The sequence below is a fragment of the Streptomyces sp. NPDC005070 genome (assembly GCF_053600395.1).
This window is the reverse complement of sequence record NZ_JBSFZS010000479.1, coordinates 1-1,574: the sequence shown is the minus strand read 5'-3', so window position 1 is coordinate 1,574 and position 1,574 is coordinate 1. Positions and strand designations below refer to the sequence as shown.

Sequence of the window (1,574 nt, the reverse complement as noted above, 5' to 3'; positions counted from 1 at the left end):
GGAGATGGCGGCACTCAGCCTCACTCCGAAGGAGTTCGGGCTGAAGGTCCGTTCCTCTTCTCTGGGGCCCTTCGCGCGGGGCGCCCCCGGGTGCCGTCGCCGCCGGGCGGGTCCGTGGCCGGTACGGCACCCCGCGAGCGGATCCGCAACCGGAAAGTCCCCGGTCGAAGGCCCGAAAGGTGCCCAGTAGCATGAGGTGCGCACTCCGGGCCGATCTTGTGCCCGGCGACGTGATCCGGTTCGACCATGCGAGGAGCGGACGTGCGTGACATCGCCGTGTTCAGCGGTAGTGCCCATCCAGAGCTCGCGGCCGAGCTCTGCGCCCACCTCGGTGTGCCCCTCAGTCCGACCCGTGTCAGCCGGTTCGCCAATGACTGCCTCGAGGTGCAGCTCCAGGCCAACTGCCGCGAGCGTGATGTCTTCCTGGTGCAGCCCCTCGTCACTCCGGTGCAGGAACACCTGGTCGAACTGCTGATGATGTGCGACGCGGCGCGCGGTGCCTCGGCCGGGCGGATCACCGTGGTCATGCCGCATTATTCGTACGCGCGTTCGGACAAGAAGGACATGCCGCGGATCTCCCTGGGTGGCCGGCTCGTGGCGGACCTGCTGGTGGCGGCCGGTGCGAGCCGGGTCCTCGCGATGACACTGCACTCCCCGCAGGTGCACGGCTTCTTCTCGGTGCCCGTCGACCATCTGCACGCTCTGCGCGAACTCGCCGCGCACTTCCGGGCCAACGACCTGTCGCGTACGACGGTGGTCTCACCCGACCTCGGCAACGCGAAGGAGGCCGCCGCGTTCGCGCGGCTGATCGGCGCCCAGGTGGCCGCCGGTGCCAAGCAGCGGTTCGCCGACGACCGGGTGAGCATCTCCTCGGTCATCGGTGAGATCGCCGGGCGCGATGTCATCGTGCTGGACGACGAGATAGCCAAGGGCAGCACCGTTCTCGAACTCCTGGACCGGTTGCGCGAGTTGGGGCCGAAGTCGATCCGGGTCGCCTGCACCCACGGACTGTTCGCGGCGGGAGCGCTCAAGCGGCTCAGCGAACAGCCCGACGTACTGGAGATCGTCTGCACGAACACCGTGCCGGTCCCGAGCGAGGAGCACACCGAAAAGCTGAGCGTCCTGTCCATCGCCCCGGCGCTCGCCGAGGCCGTCCGGCGCATTCACAACGGTGAGTCCGTCAGCGCCCTGTTCGACGCGCCCCGGAACCAATAGACAAGCGGAACCAAGACCTGCTGTTCGCACCGCCCTCGGCCACGCAGGCGGAGGCAGGGGCGGCGGCAGGGTGGCTCATGGACTGCGGGTGGGCGGGTACAGCCGCCGCCCGCCTCGGCGAACCGATCGCCGGGCCTTCAGTGCGGGTCCGGGACGGTCTCCGGGAGGCCCAGCGCCGCCTCCAGCGAGGCCGAGGGCGGCAGGATCCGCGAGAGCCCCGTCAGCCGGAACATGCGCAGGGTCAGCGGATGGGCGCAGACCAGGCGATCGCCGTCACGGCGACGGTCGCGATCCGCGTGGCCGTCAGGTCGCCGAGCGCCAGGTCGACGACCGCGGTGACGAGCAGCAGGATGCTGCAC

General features: G+C 69.9%; 1 protein-coding gene. It reads left to right on the top strand.

Going from position 1 to position 1,574, the window contains the following annotated elements:
- Nucleotides 1–261 precede the first annotated feature (261 nt).
- Nucleotides 262–1,215, top strand: coding sequence for a ribose-phosphate diphosphokinase (locus ACWEBX_RS40410; RefSeq protein ID WP_451889677.1), 954 nt, complete (start codon nucleotides 262–264; stop codon nucleotides 1,213–1,215).
- Nucleotides 1,216–1,574 lie beyond the last annotated feature (359 nt).